Raw genomic sequence first — 17,440 nt, 5'->3', positions numbered from 1 at the left:
AAGCTTGTATTCGCCATCAATCGACCTTCGCCCCCGAGGCCTTCACCACCGCCCCCATCGCATCCCAGTCGGCGCGCAGCAGCTTCTGGAATTCCTCGACGCTCTGGCTGCGCGGCTCCACGCCCAGCCGCGTGAAGCGTTCCTGGATCGCCGGATCGGCGATCACCTTGTTGACGGCCGCGTTGAGCCGCTCGACCTCGGCCTTGGGCGTGGCCGCCGGCGCGAGCAGGCCGATCCACGAATCGAAGGCATAGCCGGGCAGGCCGCTCTCGGCCACGGTCGGCAGCTTCGGCAGGAAGGGGCTGCGCGACTGGCCGGTCGAGGCCAGCAGCTTCATGCGCGGATCGCTCTGGAAGCCCATCACGCCGATGCTCGAGGAGATTACCGCCTGCACCCGGCCCGCGAGCACCTCGTTGACCGCCTCGCCGGTGGACTTGGTCGGGATGTGCGTCATCTGCAGCCCGGCCTTGGCGAGGAACGAGGCCATCGCGAGGTGCGTGGCGCTGCCGTTGCCGGCCGAGGCGTAGTTGTACTTGCCGGGGTTGGCCTTGACCTCCTTGATGAAGTCGGCCGTGGTCGACACGTTCATGCCGCTGGCCACCGCGAGCACGTAGCCCGCGTTGCCGATGTTGGCCACGCCCACGAAGTCCTTGAGCGGGTCGTAGGGCAGCTTGCTGTAGAGGAAGCCCGCGATGTTGTGGCTCGCGGCCGCGAGCACCAGCGTGTTGCCGTCGGCCGGCGCCTTGGCCGCGATCGCCGCGCCCACGGTGCCGCCCGCGCCCGCGCGGTTCTCGACGATGGCGCTGGCATTGAGCGCCGCGCCGAGCTCGTTGTTGAAGGCGCGCGCCACGGTGTCCTGCACCGCGCCGGTGCCGAAGGGCACGACGATGTGGATCACGCGCTGCTGCGCCGCCGCGGGCAGTACGGCCGCCGCGAAGGCCAGGGCGAGGAGCGAGCGTCGGGCGAACGGGGTGGTCATCGGTGGAGCCGCTTTCGTCGGGTTGGAGAAAAGAAGAAGTCCGCGTGGACGCCTTTAGCGCCCCGGCGCGAGCCAGCGCTGCGCCAGCCGCACGAAGTAGCTCGCGCCGATCGGGATGATCTCGTCGTTGAAGTCGAACGAGCTGTTGTGGATGATGCAAGGCCCGGGCCCGTGGCCGTCGAGGCGGTGGTCGCCGTCGCCATTGCCGAGGAAGGCATAGCAGCCGGGCCGCGCCAGCAGCATGTGGGCGAAGTCCTCGGCGCCCATCACCGCCGGGAAATCGGTGGTGACCATGTCGTCGCCCACCACCTCGCGCATCACGCCGGCCGCGAAGCGTGCCTCGGCCGGATGGTTCACCGTCGGTGGCGAGGAGCGGTTGAAGAACACCTCGGCCGTGCAGCCGTGCGCCGCCGCCACGCCCGCGGCCACCTCGCGCAGCCGCGCCTCGAGCAGGTCGATGGCCTCGATCGAGAAGGTGCGGATGGTGCCGCCGACCGTGGCCTCGTCGGGAATGATGTTGGGCGCGTCCGAGCCGCGCAGCTGCGTGACCGCGAGCAGCGCGCGCTCGGTGCTCGGGATGGTGCGCGCGACGATGGTCTGCAACTGCTGCGCGAGGTTGACCACCGCCGCCACCGGGTCGATGCCGGTGTGCGGCATCGAGGCATGCGTGCCGCGCCCGTGCAGCGTGATGCGGTAGGTGTTGCTCGAGGCCATGAGCGCGCCCTCGTTGAGCGCGAAGCGGCCCACGTCGCCGACCGGGAAGTTGTGCAGGCCGAAGACCGCGTCGCACGGGAAGCGTTCGAACAGGCCCTCGTCGATCATCTTCTTGGCGCCGGCCTTGCCCATCTCCTCCGCGGGCTGGAAGATGAAATGCACCGTGCCGTCGAAGTCGTCCGGGCCCTGCTGCGACAGGTGCCAGGCGGCGGCCAGCAGCATGGTGGTGTGGCCGTCATGGCCGCAGGCATGCATGCGGCCCGCGTGGCGCGACTTGTGGGCGAACTCGTTGGCCTCGTGCAGCGGCAGCGCATCCATGTCGGCGCGCAGGCCGATGGTGCGCGCGCCCGTGCCCTTGCGCAGCACGCCGACCAGGCCGGTGCCCGCGATGCCGCGGTGCACCTCGATGCCCCATTCGGCGAGCAGGCCGGCCACTTTCTCGGAAGTGCGGTGTTCCTCGAAGCCGAGTTCGGGATGGGCGTGGATGTCGCGCCGGATGTCGACGAAGCGGGCGACGTCGGCGAAGGAATCGACGATGTTCATGGGGGCGGCTGGCTGAATCGTTCTGGAAGCGAACGATTCTGGCGCAGCCGCCCGCCGCGCGCATGCTCGATTACGCGGCTCGTCAGCGCCGCGCTTCCTGCGCTATGCGGCTCGGCCGAGCCGGCCCTCCTGCCGCAGCTTCGCGCCGATGCGACGGATCTCGGCCTCGCCCTGGTCCAAGGTCGCGCGGCTGGTGTGTACCGAGTAGTGGCCCATCACGAGCTCGTGCGGATGCTTGACCGCCGAGCCCAGCACGAAGGAGGTGTCGCCATGCGCCACCAGCTCGATGGCCTCGCCCGACTCCTCGAACACCGCGAGTTCGCCGTCGCCGATCGGGCCGCCGGCCTCGTCACCCGCGTCGAGCCGGCCGCTCTCCACTGCGAGCCAGCCCACCGTGTGGCCGGCCGGCGGCGTGTAGCGCCAGTGCTCGCCGTCCTTCAGCTGCACCGCGAGGTAGTTGATCGGCGCGGGCGCCGGGATGGCGCTGCGCGCCGCGCCGTAGCTGCCGAGCAGCACGCGCGCCGGGCCTTCGCGCGGCACCTGCGAGGGCGCGAGGTAGATGCTCTGCGCGGGCGCGTTCTCTTCCGATGCGGGCAGCGCCACCCAGAGCTGGAAGCCGCGCACGCGCTGCACGCCCGGCGCCGGCGCGCCCGTGTGCCACACGCCATTGCCGGCGCGCATCCATTCGACGCCGCCGCCGCGCAGTACGCCCTGTTCGCCGGTCGTGTCCTCGTAGAGCGTGTCGCCCTCGATCAGCCAGGTCAGCGTGGCGATGCCCGAGTGCGGATGCATGCCGAAGCCGCGGTGGCCGCCTTCGGTGTCGAAGCCGAACAGGTCGAGGAAGACGAAGGGCTTGAGGAATTCGCCGAGGTCGCCCGGGCTCACGAGCCGCGCGATCGGGCCGTGCTTCATGCCGCGCGTACGGTAGACGATGGCGCGGGTTCGTGTTGCGACTTCAGCGGTCATACGGCCTCCCTCGCGGTCTTCAGCGCCTTGGTCCACCAGGCGAGGTCGTCGAGCATGCCGCCCGCGGCCTGCGCGAGGTGCGGGAAGTCCTCGAAGCTCTTGCCCTGCTGCCAGATGCCGAGGAACTCGACCATGCCGATGTGCACCGCGTTGCGCACCGGCGCCATCTGCATCTCGACCGCGATCAGCCGCAGCTGCTCGATCGCGCGCGCCGCGCCCACGCCGCCGTAGCCAACGAAGCCGATTGGCTTGCGCACGAACTCCTTGTAGGCCCAGTCGATCGCGTTCTTCAGCACCGCGCTCGGACCGTGGTTGTACTCGGGCGTGACCACGACGAGGCCGTCGAAGGTGGCCAGCTTCGCCTGCCAGCGCTGCGCGGCCTCGTTCTTCACCGGGCCCCAGGCCGGCGCGCCGGCTTCGTTGAAGAAGGGCAGCGGGTGATCGCGCAGGTCGACCAGCTCGAAGGCAAGGTCGGTGCGCTGCTTCGCGATCTCGTGGATCCAGTGCGCGGGCTTCTCGCCGAAACGGCCTTCGCGGGTCGAGCCGATGACGATGCCGATGAGGGGTTTTTGCTGTTGGGTCATGGGGTACTCCTGAATGGGGTGGGGGACAAAGAGGGATCAGCGCGCGATGGCGGCCGGCCGCGGCCCAGGCCGCAGCCGCCACGCCACGAAGGCCGAGAGCAGCGTGAGAACGATGGCCGGCGCGGGGTTGCCGCCGATCAGCACGAGGTGGGTGGCCACGGCACAGACCATGGTCGCGGCCAGCAGCAGGCCGCCGAAAAAGCCGGTCGCGGGCACGAGCAGCAGCAACGCGCCGCCGACCTCGACCACGCCCGTCAGGTAGCGGAACCACTGGCCGAAGCCGATGGCGTCGAACACCTGGACCATCTGCGGCACGCCGGCCAGCTTGGCGGCGCCGGCCGCGCCGAAAGCCAGCGCCAGGAGGATGCGAACGCCCCAGACGATGCGGCGCTGGAGGGGAGAAAGAGAGGACGAGGAAGCCATGGGTACAAGGTTAGGGTCGCACCCATTGATCGACTAGACGGTAGAGTCGGATTTCACTCGTCCATCCATCGAAGGAATCCGACCCCATGCTCGACCTCAACGACATCGCCATGTTCGTGCAGGTGGTGCGCCACGGCAGCTTTGCCGAAGCCGCCCGGCGCCTCGGGCTGCCGCCCAACACCGTGAGCCGGCGCATCCAGCAGCTCGAGGCGCAGCTGGGCACTCGGCTGATGCAGCGCTCGACCCGCAAGCTGACGCTGACCAGCGCGGGCCAGGCTTTTCACGAGCGCTGCGCGGGCGCGGTCGATGGACTGGTCGAGGCCGGGCAGGAACTGATCACCGGCAGCCATGCGCCCAGCGGCCTGGTGCGGGTGGCTGCGACCGCCGACTTCTTCGATTTCTTCCCGATGGAATGGGTGGCCGACTTCCTGGCCGCGAATCCGCTGGTGCGGGTCGACTTCGTGCTCAGCGACGCCAAGGCCGACCTGATCGCGGAGCAGATCGACGTCGCCTTCCGTGGCGGCGCGCAGCCCGATTCGGGCTACGTCGGCCGTAAGCTGCTGGGCCCGCGCACCGACGGCCTGGTGGCGAGCCCCGCCTACATCGCCGCGCGCGGCGCCCCAGCCACGCTGCAGGAGCTGGCGCAGCACGACTGCGTGACCGCGGCGCATCCCAGCGGCCGCGCGACCTGGCGGCTGGCCGGGCCGGACGGCGAGGAGGAGGTACAGGTCACGGGCCGCTTCAGCGGCAACACCGCGCAGGCGCTGCGCCGGGCGGCGGTGGCCGGCCTGGGCATCGCGCTGCTGCCGCCCTCGATGGGCCGGCTCGACGTGGCGGCCGGCCGGCTCATGCCGGTGCTGCCGCGGTACCAGCGCACGGGCCAGGGGCTGACCGTGCTGTACCCGAGCCGCAAGCACCTGCCGCTCGCGGTGTCGGCCTTCATCGCGATGGTGACGCAGAAGCTGAGCACCGAGGAAACGCTGCCCGAGGCCTTCCGCTCGTGGAAGACCTAGCCGTCACGGCCCATCGGTTTGCACGGAAAATGGCCCGATGAAAATCGCAAAAGACACCGTCGTCACCCTCAAGTACAAAGTCGCCGACGCCCAGGGCAAGCTGATCGAAGCCAGCCCCGAGCCCATGGCCTACCTGCATGGCGGCTACGAGAACACGCTGCCCAAGATCGAGGAAGCGCTCGACGGCCAGGAGAAGGGCTACCAGACCACCCTGAACCTCGCGCCCGAGGACGCCTTCGGCCAGCGCGACGAGACGCTGGTGCGCAGCATCCCCAAGACCGACTTCCCGCCGGGCGTGAAGGTGGGCGGCCAGCTGCAGGGCCGCCTCGACGACGGCCGCGAGCACGTGTTCACCGTGATGAAGATCAAGGGCCCGGTCGTGCTGCTCGACGGCAACCATCCGTGGGCCGGCAAGGCGCTGCGCTTCAGCCTGACCGTGACGGACGTGCGCGAGGCGCTGCCGGTGGAGATCGAGCATCGCCACGTGCACGGGGCGCACGGCCACCACCACTGACATCGGACGCGCTCGCTCGCGCGCCCCGCGTCAGGACTTGCCGCGGCCCTTCTTCCAGAACCGCGGCGCGCCCTCGATCTTTTCCAGCGCCTCCCGGCAGGCCGCCGCGCCCGCCGCGTGCCGTGCGCTGAACCAGCCCACCGCGAACCAGGCGCGCGCATCGTGCGCGGTGGCTTCGCGGTACAGGGCCATCGCGACGGCCTCGTCGTTGAACTCGCCCAATGCATCCTGCGCGGGACGCAGGCGCTTCAGATAGCGCTCGGCGGCGCTCTTGTCGTCGCTCTTCTTCTCGTCCCGGGTCTCGAACAGCGGCGCCGCGAATTCGGCGAGGTAGCGCAGGCGCTTGAGGCGCTTGCGCACGCGGTGCTGGCTGTCGGTGTCCAGCGATTCGAAGCGGCCGCCGTCGCGCAGGGCCTGCTCGTGCAGGCGTTGCAGGCGCTTGCGCAGGAAGCGGCGGGCGTCGTCGGGATTCAGCGGCGTGACGGCGGGCGGCACGCCCTCCGCGGCCGGTTCGGGCGCCGGGGCCTCGGTCGCGGTGAAGCCGATCAAGGCCACCAGCACCGCCTGGAACGCGGGCGCACGCACGGCCTCGCCGGACGAGAGCTTCGTAGCGTCCGTGCCGGCCGCCTCGCCGGCCAGCGGATCCACCTCGGGCGCCCCGGCCTCGCGCAGTTTCGGCTGCGCGATCTTCGCCACCTGCTCGCGGTCGCGCAGCGCGCCCAGTGCGCGGAAGCAGTCGACCAGCGCCGGCTCCCAGCCCGCGCGGTCGAAGGCGCCCGAGGGATCGAGCCCCTCGAGCTCGCGCAGGGCCGTGCGCAGGCGGCGGATGCCGATGCGCAGTTGATGCACCTGTTCCTCGTCGTCGCTGCCCGCGGCCACTTCGGTGGCATTCGGCAGGATCTGCGCGAGGCAGTTCGCGACCACGGCGCGCTGGATCGCGCGGCCATCGGGCGCGCTCGCGAAGCGCGGCGGCTCGGCCTTGACGGCGGGCACCACGTCGAGCCCCGCGAGCAGCCGCGCGCCGCGCTCGGCCTTCGAGATGGTGCTGAACCACAGCCCGTGCTGCTGCGACCAGCGCTGCGCGAGCGCGACCAGCCCCGGCACGCTGCCGCGCTTGAGTTCGAGCTCGAGTTCGCAGACCGGCGATTCGCGCTGTTCGGGCGTGCCGGCATGCGCCACCACCTTGCCGACATCGAGCGCCAGCTCGGCGACGACACCGCCGGGCCCGGTGCTGCGCACGTCGCGCGTGAGCCGCACGATGTCGGTGGACTGGCGCTCGACCAGCGCCGCGGGCTGCCCATCCTCGCCCGCGAGCGCCTGCGCCAGCCGCTCGCCGACCGGCGTGCCCTGGTGGCGCTGCGGATCGATGCCCGGCGAGGCGCCCGCGGTGCCGAGGTCGACGTTGTGCTCGAGCCGGTGCAGCGCGTTGTCGCCGGTGGCCTTCACCGTCTGCACCCAGCGCCGGCCCTCCTTGCGCAGCCGCAGCACGATGCCCTGTGCGGCCAGCCGCTCGTCGGCGGTGTCGAAATAGCGCGCCTGCAGCCGGGTGCGCACGACGGCGCCGCGGCGCAGCGCGGCATCGACGGCCTTCAGGCGGTCGGCGGGAATGTGGAACTTGAATTCGATTTCCATGAGCCGGCCATGATGCACCCTGCGCGCCGTGGCGCCACTCATCGACGCACGGCGCGAGCGGGCATACGGCAGGCCGCCGGAGGCCCGGAAGCGTCTTCTTGCAAATTGATGTGGACACCGTCCATTTTGTTTTGCATAATTTGTGGACGCTGTACACAACAACCCGTCCAGCGCCCCGAAGCCCCCTTTTTCGTTCTCTTCTTTCGACGCACAGGAAACACCATGGCCACCAAGCAGATCTTCGTGAACCTCCCCGTCAAGGACCTCGACAAGTCCAAGGCTTTCTTCAACGCGCTGGGCTACAACTTCAACCCGCAGTTCACCGACGCCAATGCCGCCTGCATGGTGGTTCAGGAAGGCAGCATCCACGCGATGCTGCTGGTCGAGTCCTTCTTCAAGACCTTCACCGACAAGGCGATCACCGACACCCGCACCAGCACCGAAGTGCTGCTGTGCCTGTCGTGCGAGAGCCGCGCCGAGGTCGACGAGCTGGTGGCCAAGGCGGTCGCCGCCGGCGGCACCACGCCGCGCGCGCCGCAGGACCTCGGCTTCATGTACGGCCATGGCTTCCAGGACCTCGACGGCCACCTCTGGGAACTCGTGTTCATGGACCCGAACGCGCAGATGCCGCAGCAATAAGAGCGGCAGGCGGTCCGGCGATGCCCATCGTTCCATCCGCGAGCCGCACTGTCGCGCGCACGCGCCCTTCCGATGGGCGCAAGCGCCCCGACATGGGGGCCAAGGACGCCGCGCCATCGACGGCGTCCGATCCCGAAAGGAAGGCCGACGTGCCCACCGCCACCGCCAGCTACAACCCCATCGTGGGGATCAAGCCCCTGGGCTTCCCGTGGGAGACGGTCGACCCGTTCCTGTTCTGCGTCTACCACGACGACGCCTATCCGCGCGCCAATGCACAGATGGGCCCCGAGGCCTCGCTCGCGGGCCGCGACATCGGCCAGGACTTCAGCCGCAAGGACGGCTGGAGCATGTACCACGGCGAGACCGTGCCGGGCTTTCCCTCGCATCCGCACCGCGGCTTCGAGACCGTGACCATCGTGCGCAAGGGCCTGATCGACCATTCCGACTCGCTGGGCGCCACCGCGCGCTTCGGCGGCGGCGACGTGCAGTGGCTCACGGCCGGCAAGGGCATCGTGCATTCGGAGATGTTCCCGCTGCTCGACGCCGGCGCGCCGAATCCGCTCGAGCTGTTCCAGATCTGGCTGAACCTGCCGGCCGCCAGCAAGATGGCCGAACCGCATTTCACGATGTTCTGGTCGGAGGCGATCCCGCGCCTGGTGGTCGAGTCGCCGCGCGGCGGCCGCACCGAGATCGCGGTGATCGCGGGCCAGCTCGGCAACGCGGCCGAGGCCGGCGCGCCCGCGCCCATCGATCCGCTGGCACCGCCGCCCGATTCGTGGGCCGCGCGCACCGAGGCCGACGTGGCGATCTGGACCCTGCGCATGACGCCCGGCGCCGACTGGACGCTGCCGGCCGCCAGCGGCGCAGGCACGCGGCGCATGCTGTACTTCTTCAAGGGTGCGCAGGCGCGCATCGCGGGCCGCGAGGTGCAGGGGCCGGCGGCCATCGAGCTGCATGCCGGCACCGCGGTCGAGATCGTCAACGGCGACGCCGACACGGCCGAGTTCCTGCTGCTGCAGGGCCGCCCGATCGCCGAGCCGGTGGTGCAGTACGGGCCCTTCGTGATGAACACGCAGGCCGAGATCAGCCAGACCCTCGCCGACTACCGCCGCACGCAGTTCGGCGGCTGGCCCTGGGACGACGGGGCGCCGGTGCATGGCCGCGACCCGGCACGCTTCGCGCGGCACCCGGGCGGACGCGAGGACAAGCCGGCCCGCTGAGAAGGTATGAATGAACCTGCTGCGCGCCCCGATCTCGCATCTGCGGTCCTCGCCGTACGTCAGTACGGCTGCGGTCCTCGACGCGACCTCGGGGCGCTCGCGACGGTTCCTTCACACCTTCTAAGGACTCAGAAGGTCTTGAGCATCTCGGCGCCCAGTGCCGTCATGCTCGGCACGAACTCGATCACCTCGGCGCGCGCCACCTCGCCCTGCACGAAGGGGTCGCGCGCCAGCACGGCCTCGAGCGCGGCGCGGTCGCCCGAGCGCGCGATGATCACGCCGCCGCGGCGCGGCACCTGGCGGCCAGAGGCGATGAACAGCCCGCTCTCGTAATGCTTTCGCAGCCACACCATGTGCGCGTCGATCAGCGCGTCGACCTCCTCGAGGGGGCGGATGTAGGTGAGGGTCACGATGAACATGCGCGGGGCTTCCTGGGTGATGCGACGGGCCCGATGCTAGGGCCTTCGCATGACCGCCCGAAGCCGCGCCGGGTAACCGGATGCAAATCCGCGACCGACGGTCGGCGCTCAGCCGATGCCCAGCACCACCGACGCCACCAGCCACACGTTGGCCGCGCTGATCACGCCGAACAGCAGCCAGGCCAGCGACTTCACCACCGGCCCGTTCGCGAAGCCGCCCATCAGCGCGCGGTCGCTCGTGAAGCGGATCAGCGGCCACATCGCGAACGGCAGCTGGAAGCTCAGCACCACCTGGCTCAGCACCAGCATCTTGCCCACGCCGCCGTCACCGAACCACCACACGCCGACGAAGGCCGGCACCAGCGCCAGCGCGCGCGTGATCAGGCGCCGCTGCCAGCACGGGATCTTCAGGTCGAGAAAGCCTTCCATGATGATCTGGCCCGCGATGGTGCCGGTGAAGGTCGAGCTCTGCCCCGAGGCCAGCAGCGCCACGCCGAACAGCGTGGCCGCCAGCGCGCTGCCCACCACCGGCTCGATCAGCCGGTAGGCATCGTCGATCTCGGTCACCGCCGTGTGGCCGGTGCCGTGGAAGGCGCTGGCCGCGAGCACCATGATGGCCGCGTTGACCAGCAGCGCGAGCGACAGCGAGACCACCGCGTCGAGCGTGCAGAAGCGCACCGCCTCGCGCCGCGCGGGCTCGGTCGGCGCCACCAGCCGGGTCTGCACGATCGACGAATGCAGGTAGAGGTTGTGCGGCATCACGGTCGCCCCCACGATGCCGATCGCGAGGTAGAGCGCGCCCGGCTGGTGCAGCCGCTCGAGCATCGGCACGAAGCCGACCGCCACGCCGAACCAGTTGGGCGGCGCCATCGCGAGCTCGACCACGAAGCAGGCCGCGATGGTGCCGACCAGGCCGAGCACGATCGCCTCCACGCGCCGGAAGCCGGCGCCCTGCAGGCCCAGCACCAGCAGGGTGTCGAAGGCGGTGATGAGGATTCCCACCGGGATCGAGACGCCGAACAGCAGGTGCAGTGCGAGCGCGCTGCCGAGCACCTCGGCCAGGTCGCAGGCCACGATGGCCAGCTCGGCGCCGAGCCAGAGGAAGCGGTTGACGCGCGGCGAATAGCGCTCGCGGCAGGCGCGCGCCAGGTCCTTCTGCGCGATCAGCCCGAGCCGCACGCACAGGGTCTGCAGCAGCATCGCTGCGAGGCTCGCGAGCAGCACCACGAACAACAGGCCGTAGCCGAAGCGCGAGCCGGCCTCGATGTCGGTGGCCCAGTTGCCCGGATCCATGTAGCCCACCGACACCAGCAGCCCCGGACCCGCGTAGCGCAACAGCTTGCGGCCGAAGGACAGCTCCTGCGGCACCGCGACGCTGCCCTTCACCTCGGACGGACAGAAGGGTGCGGTGGCGGTGCGGGGCAGCGGAAAGAACATGCGCGCGATGATAGGGACAAGCCCTCGGCCTTGTCGCCCAGCGGACCACCGCACCCGGCAGGCCCGCGCGGAATCTCTTAGATTCGAAGGCTCGCGGCCGCACCGGCCCGCTCATCCCACTCAGGAGACCCTCGCCCATGATCCACGTCGTCGCCGTCATCACCGCCAAGCCCGGCCAGCGCGCCGCACTGCTCGCCGCCTTCGCCGAGAACCGTGCCGCGGTGCTGGCCGAGAAGGGCTGCATCGAATACGGCGCCACCATCGATGCGCAGGGCATCCCGCCCTCGAAGGCCAGCTTCGGCGCCGACACCTTCGTCGTGATCGAGAAGTGGGAGACGCTGGCCGACCTGCAGGCCCACGCGGTCGCGCCGCACATGAAGGCCCATGGCGAGAAGACCAAGGCACTGGTCGAGAGCAAGCTGATCCACGTGCTCGAACCGGTCTGAGGCCGCGCGCCCGACGGGCGCTTCTTTCTCCTTCGTCGCCTACCCCTTTCCGTTGTATTCGTGCGCACGGGATGCTGCTACCTTTGCCGGCAGCCGTTCAACGACACAGAGAGGGGACCACGGACATGGCGATCTTCCGTTCGCAAGGCCCGCGCCGGTGCGCGCGCGCCGCCGCGGTGCCCGCCGCGCTGGCCGCGCTCGTGCTGCTGGCCAGCGGCTGCGCGCCGCTGATGGCGCCGCCCTACGCGGCCGACTACGAGGCGCTCGATCGCCTCGAGGCCACGCGCCCCGGCATGGTGGCGGTGGCGCGCGCCCAGCCCACCGATCCCGAGGACAAGGTCAACAACGTGCGCATGCGCAGCACGCGCCTGGTCTCGCCCAACGGCAGCTTCGCGCTCTACCTCGAGGAGGCGATGCGGCGCGACCTGGCCGAGATCTCGGTGCTCGACCCGAAGGCGCCCACGCGCATCGCGGCGCGCATCCTGCTCAACGAGCTCGACCTCGGCGTGTTCAACGGCGGCGGCCGCATGGAGGTCGAGATCGTGGTCACGCGTGGCGACACGCAGCGGCTGCGCCGCACCTACCGCGGCGAGACCAAGTTCGAATCAGGCTACGGCGCCGCGGTGGCCGTGCCGGCCGGCCAGGCCGAGTACCCGCGCCTGGTGCGCGCGCTGCTGCGCCAGGTCTATGCCGACCCGCAGTTCGTGGCGGCGATCCGGCCATGACGACAACGACACGAGGCGCCGCCATGTCCCTGTTCCCTTCCTGCACGCGCGCCGCCGGCATCGCCGCCCTCGCCTTCGGCGCGCTGCTGCTCGCGGCCTGCACCCATCCGATCACCATGGTCACGGACCCGGCGCCACCGCGTTCGCTGCAGCACCTGGTGCAGAAGAAGGTGGCCTACGTGATGACCGACGCCCAGCGCGACACCCAGGTGGTCACGCCCGGCGGCAGCGGCGACAAGGTCAGCTACTTCCCCTACCGCGACCTCGAGAAGCCGGTGCGCGACGCGCTGCGCTCCGTCTACCGCGACGTGGTGGTGCTGCGCACCGCGAACGACGTGAAGGCCAACCAGGCGGCCGGCATCGCGCTGGTGTTCACGCCGAAGATCACGACCGACTCGAGCTCCACCTCGCTGCTGGCCTGGCCGCCGACCTCGTTCACCGCCGAGGTGCAGTGCGTGGTCACCGATGCCGCGGGCGCCGAGGTCACGCGGGTGCGCGCGGTCGGCAACGGCACGGCCGAGTTCGGCGAGTACAAGGGCGACTTCGGCCTGGCCGCGCGCCGCGCCGCGGCGCGCATGGCGGGGCAGCTCGCGAGCGAGATACGGCGCAACGAGAAGCTGCGCTGAAGGCGGCGCACCCAAAGAAAAAACGCGCTCCGGGGAGCGCGTTCTTCATGATGGCGTCGAAGGCTTACTTCGAGACGACCTTCACCATCTCGAGGCACTTGTTCGAGTAGCCCCATTCGTTGTCGTACCAGCTCACGAGCTTCACGAAGGTACCGTCGAGCGCGATGCCGGCTTCGGCGTCGAAGATCGAGGTGCGCGGGTCGCCGCGGAAGTCGGTGGCCACCACCTTGTCTTCCGTGTAGCCCAGCACGCCCTTGAGCGCGCCTTCGCTCTGCGCCTTCATCTCGGCGCAGATTTCCTTGTACGTGGCTTCCTTCACCAGCTCGACCGTCAGGTCGACCACCGACACGTCGGAGGTCGGCACGCGGAAGCTCATGCCCGTGAGCTTCTTGTTGAGCTCGGGAATCACCACGCCCACGGCCTTGGCCGCACCCGTCGACGACGGGATGATGTTTTCGAGGATGCCGCGGCCGCCGCGCCAGTCCTTGTTGCTCGGGCCGTCCACGGTCTTCTGCGTGGCGGTGGCCGCGTGCACGGTGGTCATCAGGCCGCGCTTGATGCCCCACTTGTCGTTGAGCACCTTGGCCAGCGGGGCCAGGCAGTTGGTGGTGCAGCTGGCGTTGCTGATGATGGCTTCGCCGGCGTACTTCTTGTCGTTCACGCCGTAGACGAACATCGGCGTGTCGTCCTTCGACGGCGCCGACAGGATCACCTTCTTGGCGCCCGCGTCGATGTGCTTCTGCGCCGTTTCCTTCGTGAGGAACAGGCCGGTCGACTCGAGCACGATGTCGGCGCCGACCTCGTTCCACTTCAGTTGCGCGGGGTCGCGCTCCTGCGTCAGGCGGATCTTCTTGCCGTTCACGATCAGCGTGTTGCCCTCGACCGTGACCTCGCCCTTGAAGCGGCCGTGCACCGAGTCGTACTGCAGCATGTAGGCTAGGTAGTCGGGCTCGAGCAAGTCGTTGATGGCAACGATTTCGATCTCGTTCTTGAAGTTCTGCACGGCTGCGCGCAGCACGTTGCGGCCGATGCGGCCGAAGCCGTTGATACCGAGTTTGATAGCCATCTGACTTGCTCCTAAGGTTGAAAAACTTGTGATCGGACCGGAAGAGGGGCGCGCGGCGCTCAGTCGCGCAGGGCCGCTTCGACCGTGGCGGCGACGTTCTCGGCCGTGAAGCCGAAGTGCTTGAACAGCACCGGCGCGGGCGCAGATTCGCCGTACGTGTCGATGCCGACGACGGCGGCGCAGCCGTACTTCCACCAGCCGTCGGTGCAGCCCATCTCGACCGCCACGCGCGGCAGCTTCTTCGGCAGCACGGCCTTCTTGTAGGCCAGGTCCTGGCGGTCGAAGGTGGTGGTCGAGGGCATCGACACCACGCGCACCGCGATCTTCTTCTCGGCCAAAAGCTTCTGCGCGGCGAGCGCGAGCTGCACTTCGGAACCGGTGGCGATCAGGACCGCCGCGGTCTTCTTGTTCTTCAGGCCGACCTGTTCGGGTTCGGACAGCACGTAGGCGCCGCGGCTGATGTCGCCGAGTTCGCTCTTTGCCGCATAGGCGATGTTCTGGCGGCTCAGCAGCAGCGCGGTCGGGCGCGACTGGTTCTGCAGCGCCACGGCCCAGGCCACGGCGGTTTCGGCCGTGTCGCCCGGACGCCAGACGTCGAGGTTGGGGATCAGGCGCAGCGAGGCGGCATGCTCGATCGACTGGTGCGTCGGGCCGTCTTCGCCCAGGCCGATGGAGTCGTGCGTGAACACGTGGATCACGCGGTGCTTCATCAGCGCGGCCATGCGGATCGCGTTGCGGCTGTAGTCGCTGAAGGTCAGGAAGGTGCCGCCGTAGGGGATGTAGCCGCCATGCAGCGCCACGCCGTTCATGATCGCGGCCATGCCGAACTCGCGCACGCCGTAGTTGATGTGGCGGCCGATGGTGCCGTGCGGGGCTTCGGCCGGCGCCTCGGACTTGGCTTCGTCTTCCGCGCCGGGCTTGGCCTCGACCGCCGGCACGTTCATGACCACGGCGCCGGTCTTCGGATCGAAGCGCAGCGCGGCGGTGCTCTTGGTGTTGGTGAGGTTCGAGCCGGTCAGGTCGGCGCTGCCGCCGAGCATTTCGGGCAGCGCGGCCGTGAACGATTCCAGCGCGAGCTGGCTGGCCTTGCGGCTGGCCACGGTCTCGGCCTTGGTGTGCGCGGCCACCACGGTGTCGAACGCGACCTGGTGGAATTCCTTGGGCAGCTCGCCCTTCATGCGGCGCGTGAACTCGCCGGCCAGCTCGGGGTAGGCGACGGCGTAGGCGGCGAAGCGCTCGTTCCAGTCGGTCTCGAGGCGGTGGCCTTCGTCCTTGTGGTTCCAGTCGGCATAGACCTCGGTCGGGATCTCGAAGGCCGGCGCGGTCCAGCCCAGGGCTTCGCGCGTGAGCTTGATCTCTTCGGCGCCGAGCGCCTCGCCGTGCGCCTTGGCGGTGCCGGCGCGGTTCGGGCTGCCCTTGCCGATGGTGGTCTTGCAGACGATCAGCGTGGGGCGCGACTCTTCCTTCTTCGCCTTGGCGATGGCCTTCGACACTTCCTTGGCGTCGTTGCCGTCGATCGGGCCGATGACGTTCCAGCCGTAGGCCTTGAAGCGCTCTTCCGTGTTGTCGATGAACCAGGGCTTGACCTGACCGTCGATGCTGATGCCGTTGTCGTCGTAGAGCGCGATCAGCTTGTTGAGGTGCCAGGCGCCGGCCAGCGCGCAGGCTTCGTGGCTGATGCCTTCCATCATGCAGCCGTCGCCCAGGAAGGCGTAGGTGTGGTGGTCGACGATGTCGTGGCTCTTGCGGTTGAACTCGGCGGCCAGCAGCTTCTCGGCCAGCGCGAAGCCCACCGCATTGGTGATGCCCTGGCCCAGCGGGCCGGTGGTGGTTTCCACGCCAGGGGTCACGTCGACCTCGGGGTGGCCCGCGGTCTTGCTGTGCAGCTGGCGGAAGTTCTTGAGCTCGTCGATCGGCAGGTCGTAGCCGGTCAGGTGCAGCACCGCGTACAGCAGCATCGAGGCGTGGCCGTTCGACAGCACGAAGCGGTCGCGGTCGAACCAGTGCGGGTTGGCGGGGTTGTAGCGCAGGTGCTCGCCCCACAGTGCGACGGCCATGTCGGCCATCCCCATCGGTGCGCCCGGATGTCCGGAATTGGCTTGTTGAACGGCATCCATAGCCAACGCGCGGATCGCGTTGGCCATCAGGGCTTGGTTGGCCATGGGCAGGGAACTTTCGGGGGAGTTGGGTGGGAGGGACTCGGGAGAACCCGCGATTTTACCGGGCGAGCCCGAACCGGCACCGACAGCCTGCTGACACCCCTCTGCGCTTATTTTGCGCAGCCGGCCGGACCCGCGTTTTCCCTCATGGGCGATGTACTAAAGTCGCGGACATATGCACGGGCTGCACCTCACCGCCGACCTTCACGATTGCCAATGCGGCGCGCAGTGGCTCACCGACGGCGAGGCGCTCGGCGCCGTCTGCCTCAAGGCCGTGTCGGCCGCGGGGCTGCAGCCGGTGGGCAAGCTGGTCCACGGCTTCCCGGCCACCACGCACGGCCCGGGCGGCGTCACCGCCACCGTGCTGCTGGCCGAATCGCACCTGTGCCTGCACACCTGGCCCGAGCAGCGCGCCGTCACGCTCGACGTCTACGTCTGCAACTTCGGCGGCGACCACTCGGCCAAGGCGCATGCGCTAATGGACTGCCTGGTCTCGCTGTTCCGCCCGCGCCACAGCGAACGCAACGAGCTGCAACGCGGGCGCGTGGCGGCCAGCGCTTGAGCCGGGACGCGACGGTGGCGGCCAAGGCCATGGTGCTCGCGGCCGGTCGCGGCGAGCGCATGCGGCCGCTGACCGACACCACCCCCAAGCCCCTGCTCGAGGTCCGCGGCAAGCCGCTGATGCAATGGCCGATGGAGGCGCTGGCGGCCGGCGGCTTCACCGAGCTGGTGCTCAACACGGCCTGGCTCGGCGACCGGATCTCCGGTCACTTCGGCTCGAAACCGTTGCTGGGCGGCCAGGTGACGCTATCGATTTCATACTCCGACGAGGCCCGAGACTTTGGCGGCGCGCTCGAGACCGCGGGCGGCATCGTGCGCGCGCTGCCGCTGTTGGGCGATCCGTTCTGGGTCGCGGCGGGCGACGTGTTCGCGCCCGGCTTCGTCTTCACCCAGGCCGCGGTCGAGCGCTTCGTGGCGAGCGGCAAGCTCGCGCACCTGTGGCTGGTGCCCAATCCCGCGCACAACCCGAAGGGCGACTTCGGCCTCTCGGCCGAGGGCCTCGCGCTCGACACGCCGGACGGCCCGCGCCACACCTTCTCGACCATCGGCCTGTACCGCGCCGCACTGTTCGCGCCGCCCTACTGCGCCATCCCTTGCGGCAACCCCGGCGGCATCAAAGCCCCGCTGGCGCCGATCCTGCGTGCCGCGATGGACAATGGCCTGGTGAGCGCCGAGCTCTACACCGGCCCCTGGACCGACGTGGGAACGCCCGAGCGCCTCGCCGAACTCAACCGGCCTTCGTAGCCAGCCCGTCTCACAGGAAGTCTCCACGCG

General features: G+C 69.7%; 19 protein-coding genes. 9 read left to right on the top strand and 10 right to left on the bottom strand.

Translation table 11 applies throughout. The annotated features are described in order from the left end of the window. Positions 1 to 16 precede the first annotated feature (16 nt). From AC07RM_RS11135 to AC07RM_RS11115, 5 genes are all read right to left on the bottom strand, one after another. The gene (locus AC07RM_RS11135; protein WP_296774787.1) at positions 17 to 979 is read right to left on the bottom strand and encodes a tripartite tricarboxylate transporter substrate-binding protein; all 963 of its coding nucleotides are present in this window, start codon (positions 977 to 979) and stop codon (positions 17 to 19) included. A 54-nt stretch (positions 980 to 1,033) separates the two neighbouring features. Beyond that, entirely contained in the window at positions 1,034 to 2,236 is a 1,203-nt protein-coding gene (locus AC07RM_RS11130) for a M20 aminoacylase family protein (RefSeq protein ID WP_093351605.1), read from the bottom strand. 102 nt (positions 2,237 to 2,338) lie between these two features. Continuing rightward, positions 2,339 to 3,202 carry a pirin family protein gene (locus AC07RM_RS11125; RefSeq protein WP_495334473.1) on the bottom strand — a complete coding sequence of 288 codons (864 nt, stop codon included), beginning with the start codon at positions 3,200 to 3,202 and terminating at the stop codon, positions 2,339 to 2,341. Next, positions 3,199 to 3,786 (bottom strand): NADPH-dependent FMN reductase, encoded by a 588-nt coding sequence (locus AC07RM_RS11120; protein ID WP_431510833.1) that lies wholly within the window; start codon positions 3,784 to 3,786, stop codon positions 3,199 to 3,201. The genes AC07RM_RS11125 and AC07RM_RS11120 overlap by 4 nt, the downstream gene beginning before the upstream one ends. Positions 3,787 to 3,822: 36 nt before the next feature. Continuing rightward, on the bottom strand, positions 3,823 to 4,209 hold the full coding sequence (locus AC07RM_RS11115) for a DoxX family protein (protein WP_495334472.1): 387 nt from the start codon (positions 4,207 to 4,209) through the stop codon (positions 3,823 to 3,825). An 86-nt stretch (positions 4,210 to 4,295) separates the two neighbouring features. Between AC07RM_RS11115 and AC07RM_RS11110 the strand changes: the two genes are divergently transcribed. Beyond that, complete coding sequence (locus AC07RM_RS11110) at positions 4,296 to 5,222, top strand: LysR family transcriptional regulator (protein ID WP_208513057.1); 927 nt, start codon at positions 4,296 to 4,298, stop codon at positions 5,220 to 5,222. Between the two features lie 37 nt (positions 5,223 to 5,259). Continuing rightward, positions 5,260 to 5,736, top strand: coding sequence for an FKBP-type peptidyl-prolyl cis-trans isomerase (locus tag AC07RM_RS11105; RefSeq protein WP_093351617.1), 477 nt, complete (start codon positions 5,260 to 5,262; stop codon positions 5,734 to 5,736). Between the two features lie 30 nt (positions 5,737 to 5,766). On the opposite strand, the gene AC07RM_RS11100 is transcribed toward AC07RM_RS11105, so the two are convergent. Continuing rightward, positions 5,767 to 7,368: a CYTH and CHAD domain-containing protein gene (locus AC07RM_RS11100; protein WP_495334471.1), complete on the bottom strand. Its 1,602-nt coding sequence runs from the start codon at positions 7,366 to 7,368 to the stop codon at positions 5,767 to 5,769. A 222-nt stretch (positions 7,369 to 7,590) separates the two neighbouring features. On the opposite strand from AC07RM_RS11100, the gene AC07RM_RS11095 reads away from it, so the two are divergent. Together AC07RM_RS11095 and AC07RM_RS11090 are read left to right on the top strand one after the other, a co-directional pair. Then, positions 7,591 to 8,007, top strand: a complete 417-nt coding sequence (locus AC07RM_RS11095) for a VOC family protein (protein ID WP_296774773.1) — start codon at positions 7,591 to 7,593, stop codon at positions 8,005 to 8,007. A 20-nt stretch (positions 8,008 to 8,027) separates the two neighbouring features. Further along, on the top strand, positions 8,028 to 9,227 hold the full coding sequence (locus AC07RM_RS11090) for a pirin family protein (RefSeq protein ID WP_495334470.1): 1,200 nt from the start codon (positions 8,028 to 8,030) through the stop codon (positions 9,225 to 9,227). Between the two features lie 128 nt (positions 9,228 to 9,355). On the opposite strand, the gene AC07RM_RS11085 is transcribed toward AC07RM_RS11090, so the two are convergent. Together AC07RM_RS11085 and AC07RM_RS11080 are read right to left on the bottom strand one after the other, a co-directional pair. Then, entirely contained in the window at positions 9,356 to 9,646 is a 291-nt protein-coding gene (locus AC07RM_RS11085) for a YciI family protein (protein WP_057593253.1), read from the bottom strand. Positions 9,647 to 9,754: 108 nt separating this feature from the next. Continuing rightward, positions 9,755 to 11,083: an Nramp family divalent metal transporter gene (locus AC07RM_RS11080; RefSeq protein WP_398501263.1), complete on the bottom strand. Its 1,329-nt coding sequence runs from the start codon at positions 11,081 to 11,083 to the stop codon at positions 9,755 to 9,757. Between the two features lie 137 nt (positions 11,084 to 11,220). On the opposite strand from AC07RM_RS11080, the gene AC07RM_RS11075 reads away from it, so the two are divergent. The 3 genes from AC07RM_RS11075 (at position 11,221) to AC07RM_RS11065 (ending at position 12,880) form a co-directional block, all read left to right on the top strand. After that, positions 11,221 to 11,529 carry a putative quinol monooxygenase gene (locus tag AC07RM_RS11075; protein ID WP_057593255.1) on the top strand — a complete coding sequence of 103 codons (309 nt, stop codon included), beginning with the start codon at positions 11,221 to 11,223 and terminating at the stop codon, positions 11,527 to 11,529. Positions 11,530 to 11,654: 125 nt separating this feature from the next. Then, complete coding sequence (locus tag AC07RM_RS11070) at positions 11,655 to 12,254, top strand: hypothetical protein (protein WP_495334469.1); 600 nt, start codon at positions 11,655 to 11,657, stop codon at positions 12,252 to 12,254. A 23-nt stretch (positions 12,255 to 12,277) separates the two neighbouring features. Further along, a complete protein-coding gene (locus AC07RM_RS11065; RefSeq protein ID WP_495334468.1) occupies positions 12,278 to 12,880 on the top strand; it encodes a hypothetical protein in 603 nt (200 codons plus the stop codon). Positions 12,881 to 12,944: 64 nt separating this feature from the next. Here the strand turns inward: AC07RM_RS11065 and gap are convergent, their stop codons facing one another. Together gap and AC07RM_RS11055 are read right to left on the bottom strand one after the other, a co-directional pair. Beyond that, entirely contained in the window at positions 12,945 to 13,946 is a 1,002-nt protein-coding gene (gene gap / locus AC07RM_RS11060; protein WP_093351635.1) for a type I glyceraldehyde-3-phosphate dehydrogenase, read from the bottom strand. 59 nt (positions 13,947 to 14,005) lie between these two features. Further along, on the bottom strand, positions 14,006 to 16,108 hold the full coding sequence (locus tag AC07RM_RS11055; RefSeq protein WP_296774764.1) for a transketolase family protein: 2,103 nt from the start codon (positions 16,106 to 16,108) through the stop codon (positions 14,006 to 14,008). A 172-nt stretch (positions 16,109 to 16,280) separates the two neighbouring features. Here AC07RM_RS11055 and speD point away from each other — a divergent pair, with 172 nt between their 5' ends. Both speD and AC07RM_RS11045 read left to right on the top strand, forming a co-directional pair. Continuing rightward, entirely contained in the window at positions 16,281 to 16,667 is a 387-nt protein-coding gene (gene speD / locus AC07RM_RS11050; protein WP_093351640.1) for an adenosylmethionine decarboxylase, read from the top strand. Positions 16,668 to 16,696: 29 nt separating this feature from the next. After that, positions 16,697 to 17,410, top strand: a complete 714-nt coding sequence (locus AC07RM_RS11045) for a nucleotidyltransferase family protein (RefSeq protein ID WP_495334543.1) — start codon at positions 16,697 to 16,699, stop codon at positions 17,408 to 17,410. Positions 17,411 to 17,440: the final 30 nt, after the last annotated feature.

The sequence above is a fragment of the Variovorax sp. GW821-FHT09B05 genome, assembly GCF_059418265.1.
The sequence above is the reverse complement of the archived record's forward strand: the minus strand, read 5'-3'. Positions and strand labels throughout refer to the sequence as shown.